The sequence below is a fragment of the Capnocytophaga sp. oral taxon 329 str. F0087 genome (assembly GCF_000213295.2).
Taxonomy (GTDB): domain Bacteria; phylum Bacteroidota; class Bacteroidia; order Flavobacteriales; family Flavobacteriaceae; genus Capnocytophaga; species Capnocytophaga leadbetteri_A.
The window spans coordinates 1-7,377 of the sequence record NZ_KN390014.1 but is presented as its reverse complement, the minus strand read 5'-3'; the positions used below and the strand labels follow the sequence as shown (position 1 = coordinate 7,377).

Sequence of the window (7,377 nt, the reverse complement as noted above, 5' to 3'; positions counted from 1 at the left end):
CTCGTATAGCTTCTCTCTGCTGAAACGCTCTTTGCTATCTAAAACACGATAGAGATAGTTTATAGCTAATGGCGATGTCCAAGTATTGCCGAAAACATCAGTAGCATATTGCTCATAGAAAGACAATACTTTATCTTTATCAAAAGTGTAGAGTATTTCATTCAAGCAAGGGGCTATGTTATAATTGCTTGCTGAACGCTTTTTAGCCATTGCATCAAATCGTTTATTGCTTAAAATCTCACCCAATAGTGCATACGTTTCAGGATAATCTTTGTGTTTGAGAATCTCCCACTCTATAGGCAATCGCTCAAAGGCTGCCGTTAGGGCTTTTTCGTCTGCTTCGTCCATTGAAAGCAGCGCTTCAAAGCGTTCGCGTACTTTCTGAAGGAATGGCTGATAGTGCGTGGCTAACGGAACTGAGGCTATTGCTTCTGCCAACAGTTCCCCATTTCCTTTCTGCTTGTTGTTGCTGTACAACTCATATAGCTTATCGACGCTGCGCTGTGTGCCGATTTTAGCCAATGCTTTATAGGCTGCCCCACGCACTGTTTTGTTTTTATCGCCTGTGAGAGTGATGATAAAATCTTCGGTCTTCTCATCTTTTTTATCTGAAAGTATCGCTATAGCTTCGGCTTGTAGGTTAGGCAAACTTTCTGCAAATATCTTATCGATAAGCGCGTCTACCTCAGCATAACCTAACTTATAGAGCAAATGCAAGCGGCGTACGTTTTCTACCTTGTCTTCTAACTTAAAGTCGGCTACTAAGAAAGGTAACATCGCCTTGCCGCTAGCGGGAATGACTACCTCCATTATATAATCGGCTAACTCTGAATACTTGTCTGCTAGAGCAAAGCTCAAGTAACCAAAGGTACGAGAGTCTTTGAAAATACCGCGCTCATAAGCGTCTTTTACCGTCTCTAAACGCCCTGAGTTGCTTTGGGTAAGAGCTTGTAGTACCGGCTTTAGCTGCAAGTATGAGTACTGTGTATTGACATCGGCAAGAGCCACATTGGGCACTTGGTCGGCTACAGCAGCTCCCTCTTCAGTGGTAGTGCCTTGTGTATAAAGCACAGAATAAAGCAAAGTAGAAAGCGATAATAACTTTTCAGCCGACTGTTGGGCATCGAGCTGCAATAATTCTTCTACATCTTGGGCTAATTTATTGAAAACAGGGGCTTTCTCGCCTAATTTCTTTAGTATAGGTATATGCTTCTGCAAGCGTGGGTCGTTCTTAGAAAACTTACTACCTGCTATAAATAACCTATTCAATTCTTGTTGTAATTCGTATAAAGGTTTCATATTGATTTGTCAATTTGTTAATTTGTCAATTTGCTAATCTACTAATCGGCAAATTAATATTGTAATCTAACTATTTTCTCGGGGGTGATGAGCGAAAGCGGTTGTGCCGATAGCAGTCCGTCTTTCACATCATTATGCATCATCACTGTTAGACAGAGTCCTTCGGCATTAGCAGGCAAAAAGGCTCTTAGGTTGGCAGTAGGCGATACGGCTCCCTCCTCAATATCTTTGAGGGTAAGAGCAAAACCATTGGCATCTTCTACTACCAAGTTATCACCTTTTAGGTAGGCTTTGTCCAGTGCCAATAGCACTACAGGCTGTTTGTCCATCAGTGGGTTTTTAATCGTATTTTTTACTGATTTGATAGTTTCGGCAAACTGCATTGAAGCCCAACTTTTGAGGATAGCCAAATCTTCTTTTTGCAACGGACGCTCTACACTACCCTCTGCCTCCCAACGGATACGCGGGTTTTGGTCACCTGGGTAGATGTACAAATCTTTTAGTTGCAACACGCTAAATACACTATTATCTTCTTTGATATACTTAGCCGCTTTATAAGGACGATAGTTGAGCGTTTTGTATATCTTACCTGTTTTGAGGTTCAGCCATACGCCCTCATCTACGTACTCTTTGCGTGCCTCATTGTCGTAACTGTTAAAAGATAGCTGTACGAGGCTTGCATTCTCTTCATACTGACCGTATTGCATTAGCTCTACCAACTTCCACACATAGCCTATTTGCTCTTCAATAGCCGATGACAATTCAGGCGTACCCTCTGGGTCTTCTTTGCGCGCTTTGAGGTAGTCGGTTGCTTTTTTGAGCAAAGCCGAAAGGAAGTTCAGATTATTTACTACCTCTGTATATTCTTCGTTCTCTACTTCTTCTATTGACAGCAATAGATTGTTGAAGGTAGTTTGTATTCCCCCGATATAGTAGTTGCCTAGCTCTTTTATCTGTGCTTTCAGAGTGGAGCGCATTTTGGCATCTACTGATGAAAGTCCTGTGTTTACTATATCGCGTAGTAATTTTTGGGCAGTCTCTATACCTATGAGCTGTGCATCTATTTTCTTAGTAAAAGCTGCCTTATTTACCTTTTTAGGTTTTTCGGCTTTCTCCTTAATCGACTCCTTCTCTTGGGCTTTTTTCTCTTGCTTTTTCTCTATCTTATCACGCTTAGAAAGGATATCCTCTGGTACATCGGCTTGGGCAAATTGCGAAGCATCAGCCTCATAGCAATAAAGCAACCCAATGGCGTGTTTACAAGGGAATTGCCTACTAGGGCAGTTGCAGCGAAACACAGGGTTATTGGGGTCTACATAGTCAGCAGAGCAGTAATAAGGGTTCTTACCACTACCGGCACATTCACCCCATATTAGGTTCTTTTCAGCACTAATTTTCAGGTTAGCGAACTTCCCTTTTTTGTGCAATTCTCGCCCTTTCTTAGCTGCTTCAGCATTCGGGGCAAGTTCTTCAATTTTTTGCTGGGTAATTTCTATCATTGTTTTTTTCGTATTTTGTATTTCTTATTTCGTCTTTATTTCAGGTATTCTGCTGTAAAGCTCTTCTTGTTTTTTGCTACTTCTTCAGGGGTACCAAAGGCTACTACTTCACCACCTGCTTTACCACCATCGTAGCCTATATCTATAATGTAATCTACCTTGCGTATCACATCTATATTATGCTCTATCACCAGCACGGTATTGCCTTTATCTACTAAGCGATCGAGGACTTCTAAGAGTACTTTTACATCTTCAAAGTGAAGTCCCGTGGTGGGTTCGTCTAATATATAGAAAGTGTTGCCCGTGTCTATTTTAGAAAGCTCTGTAGCCAACTTCACCCGTTGGGCTTCCCCTCCTGAAAGGGTAGTAGATTGTTGCCCCAAAGTGATATAGCCCAAACCTACCTCTTCAATAGTTTTGAGCTTGCGGTATATTTTAGGAATAGGCTCGAAGAACTGAACTGCCTCGCTAATAGTCATATCAAGCACATCGGCTATCGACTTTCCTTTGTAGCGCACCTCGAGGGTTTCGCGGTTGAAGCGCTTACCTTTGCAGGTCTCGCAAGGCACATATACATCAGGCAGGAAGTTCATTTCTATCACCTTTAAGCCTGACCCTTCACAGGTTTCGCACCTACCGCCTTTTACATTGAAGCTAAAACGCCCAGGTTTATAGCCGCGTATTTGCGCCTCGGGTACTTGGGTGAAGAGATTGCGTATCTCGCTAAATACCCCTGTATAAGTTGCTGGGTTAGAACGCGGTGTACGCCCAATAGGCGATTGGTCTATATCGATAACCTTATCGATATGCTCCAAACCCTCTATGCTTTTGTAAGGCATTGGCTTTTTCACTCCGTTGAAAAAATGAGCGTTGAGGATAGGGTACAGCGTCTCGTTAATAAGGGTCGATTTGCCACTACCCGACACGCCTGTTACCCCTATCATTAGTCCCAAGGGGAATTTAACAGTTATATTCTTCAGATTATTGCCCGTGCAGCCTTTTAGCACAATTTCTTTACCGTTGCCTTTGCGCCTTTCAGCTGGCACTTCTATCTTCTTGCGCTTGCTCATATAATCGGCGGTAATGGTAGGGGCTTTTAAGAGCTCTTGGGGCGTACCTTTGAAGATGATTTCACCCCCATTCACTCCTGCCTTAGGTCCTATATCCACCACATAGTCAGCCTCTTGTATCATCTCTTCATCGTGCTCTACCACTATTACCGAGTTGCCTATATCGCGCAGTGATTTGAGCGAGTTGATAAGTCGCTGATTATCGCGCTGGTGCAAGCCTATGCTGGGCTCATCTAAAATGTAGAGTACCCCAGTAAGCTGCGAACCTATCTGGGTAGCCAAACGTATGCGCTGTGCCTCGCCCCCTGAAAGCGACTTTGAACTGCGGTTTAACGACAGGTAGGTAAGCCCTACATCTATGAGGAATTGCAGTCGGGTGCTGATTTCTTTAATGATTTCTGAGGCTATCTTCTGCTGTTTCTCTGAGATATGCTGAGGCAGCTCTTTAAACCACGCCAATAGGTCAGTAATATCTAAAGCTGAGAGTTCAGCTATATTTTTATCGGCTATTCTGAAGTACAATGCCTCTTTGCGCAAGCGCGTACCGTGACAATGTTCGCAAGGCACGGTATCCATAAACTCTTCTGCCCAACGCTTGATAGCTGCCATATCGGTATTATCGTGCTGACTCTTAATAAAGTTGATAATCCCCTCGAAGTCTATTTCAAAATCGCGGGTTATACCCAACACGTCCGACTTGATAGCGTACTTTTCTTTGCCACCATAAAGGATAATATCCATCGCCTCTTTGGGCAACTTATCAATAGGGTCAGAGAGTTTATAACCAAACTTTTGAACGATAAGCTCTAACTGCTTAAAAATCCAAGTAGTTTTCTGCTCGCCCACCGCAACAATACCTCCGTTTTTGATAGATAGCGAGGGGTCTGGGATTATCTTAGCAAGGTTGATTTCTTGCACTTCGCCCAACCCGTTGCAGTGCGGACACATTCCTTTAGGCGAATTAAAAGAGAAAGTGTTAGGCTCTGGCATAGGATAAGAAATACCAGAAGAAGGACACATCAGGTGGCGACTGAAGTACTGTGCTTTGGTCTTGTCTTGCTCTAACACCATTAGCACATCATCGCCGTAGTTCATCGCTATTTTAATGGTTTCTTGTAGTCGTTTTTGGGTATCGTCAGTATCATCTACCTGCATACGGTCTACAACTATTTCTATATCGTGGGTTTTGTAGCGGTCGAGCTTCATACCCTTTTCTATATCGCGTATTTCGCCATCAGTGCGCACTTTTACGAAGCCTTGTTTGGCTATCTGCTCAAAAAGTTCGCGGTAATGCCCTTTGCGCGATTGCACCACGGGGGCTAATATATTGATGCGTTTGCCGCTGTAGTCTTTAGTGATGAGCTCTTGTATTTGGGCATCGCTATAGCTCACCATTTTTTCGCCTGTGGTATAGCTATAAGCATCGGAAGCCCGCGCAAAGAGTAGGCGCAAGAAGTCGTATATCTCGGTAATCGTACCCACCGTAGAGCGTGGCGATTTAGAGGTTGTTTTCTGCTCAATAGCAATCACTGGCGAGAGTCCGTCTATCTTATCTACATCGGGGCGTTCGAGCCCTCCGAGAAACTGACGAGCATAGGCAGAGAAAGTTTCTATATAGCGGCGTTGCCCTTCGGCATAAATAGTATCGAATGCTAATGACGACTTGCCACTACCCGAAAGCCCTGTGAAAACTACTAACTTTTCACGAGGTATGCTAAGGTCTATGTTTTTGAGGTTATGCACCCGTGCCCCTTGCACTTCAAGGTTTTCTATAGGGGTTATATTAGTAGTGTTTTTTTTCATTTAAATCTTATATTGTTGCTTGTAATCTTACAGCACTTACAATCCTTTTTTATGCAAAGATAATAATTAATTGACAATTAACAATTAAGAATTGATAATTTTTAATAGATTACCCTCCTACTAAAGAAGGCTGTTTATATATCCAATTATGAGCATTAGCAAATGTTATAAATTTATCATTTTCTTTTGCACTTTTAAATGTTATATAAGCTACTTTTAAATTAGGAAGTTCCTCTAATCTATAAAAGTCTTCAGCTTTAAGTTTCTCTAAATCTGTAATCATCAGATATTTTAGTTGCTTCAATTCAAAAAGAGCTTCTATACTTTCAAGATTCTTTAAATGAACACATTCGAGATGAAATATATTTTCTTTATTTTTAAAAGAAGTAAGCCTTGTAATATGAGGCATATACCTCAATCGCACATCAGAAACCACAGGTAATGAAGCAATATTTTCTATACTAACATCTTTACAGTTCTGTAAAGAAATATATTCTATATCAGGAAATTTCTCAGCGATCAAATCACTATGGATAAACTTACTATCAACAGTAAGTTCTTTAATAGGTAAATTATTGAGTTTAGAAAAATCTATCTCTCGAGCGCTCAAATGCTCTAGCTTTTCAAATGTATTGAGTACAGCGTATTGTTTTATAGTCAATCCAGTATATAAACTTAAAAAAGATAAGTTTTTAAATTTAGTCAAAGGAACTAAGAATATACCTTTTTTTACATTATTATATATCGTAAATTCTTCTAAATCATCAATATGTGATAACTCTGATAAATCCTCTATAAAGCCATTGAATACAATTATTTTTAGTTTCTTTACATTGGTTAAATAGCGTAGTTGTTTTAAATTCTCCTGATTCATCTCTGTACTTTTATTTAAAGATAACCAAAGTTTCTTATTGTACTTCTTTAAATAGAAATTAATAGATGACAAAAGTTCTTCATCACCTAATAGGTTACTAATATACAGATGTTCAGCATTTTTTATAGCATCCTCTAAATTAGCAGTATTATTTAGTTCATTGATATTCAATCTTTTATTGTAACTGGTTGTATTTTGCATATTTTAGTTTGTTTTGCTTTATACTTATGTACAAAATATTCTTTGTTTCAAACACGATCATATTCTATTGCATCTAACAAATCTGCTATTTTATCAGCTTTATCGCGAGATTCATCATCGTTATTCTCACCTTCTTCATAATACTTCACAAATAAATGTTGTAATGTAGCTTTTATTTCTTTATCAGAAATATTTTCTTTCCTTGCTAAAAGTACTAAATCTATCATTAGTAGAGATGATTTAGGCTCTTCTTTTAGACTTAAGGCTTTTTCAAATTCTTCTTCCAATAACATATTTAAGAACGCATTTATAATTAATTAAAGAGACAAAAACTATCATTCCTATCTTTGCTTCAATTTTTTTCTTCTTTGCCATATTTAAATGTTTTTTGAGATGTGAATTAGCAAATATCTCCATTTTGAGGTTAGTATTTATAAAAATAGGATAGGTTACTTGTTTTTAATGAAAAAGGTATTTGAACTCTATCATAACTATTAAGAGAGATATTAATGCTGTCTTTTATTCTTTGTTTTGAAATAAGTATTAGGATTTTCTGTTCGTATAAGTCTGTAGCTATAATAGGCAAAAAGCAATGTTCTGAAACTATTGTTTTAAAGAATATAGTCTTTAT

Annotated in this window: 5 protein-coding genes; all 5 read right to left on the bottom strand. The window is 39.4% G+C overall.

Annotation, left to right across the window (positions count from 1 at the left end):
- The coding region (locus HMPREF9074_RS07630; protein WP_034540173.1) for a HEAT repeat domain-containing protein at window positions 1–1,299 on the bottom strand (1,299 nt) is incomplete at its 3' end.
- A gap of 53 nt (window positions 1,300–1,352) precedes the next feature.
- The gene (locus HMPREF9074_RS07625; RefSeq protein WP_009389434.1) at window positions 1,353–2,798 is read right to left on the bottom strand and encodes an SWIM zinc finger family protein; all 1,446 of its coding nucleotides are present in this window, start codon (window positions 2,796–2,798) and stop codon (window positions 1,353–1,355) included.
- 35 nt (window positions 2,799–2,833) lie between these two features.
- Entirely contained in the window at window positions 2,834–5,671 is a 2,838-nt protein-coding gene (gene uvrA, locus HMPREF9074_RS07620; RefSeq protein WP_009389432.1) for an excinuclease ABC subunit UvrA, read from the bottom strand.
- A gap of 109 nt (window positions 5,672–5,780) precedes the next feature.
- Entirely contained in the window at window positions 5,781–6,746 is a 966-nt protein-coding gene (locus tag HMPREF9074_RS07615) for a hypothetical protein (protein ID WP_009389431.1), read from the bottom strand.
- A 47-nt stretch (window positions 6,747–6,793) separates the two neighbouring features.
- Window positions 6,794–7,039 (bottom strand): hypothetical protein, encoded by a 246-nt coding sequence (locus HMPREF9074_RS07610; protein ID WP_009389429.1) that lies wholly within the window; start codon window positions 7,037–7,039, stop codon window positions 6,794–6,796.
- Window positions 7,040–7,377 lie beyond the last annotated feature (338 nt).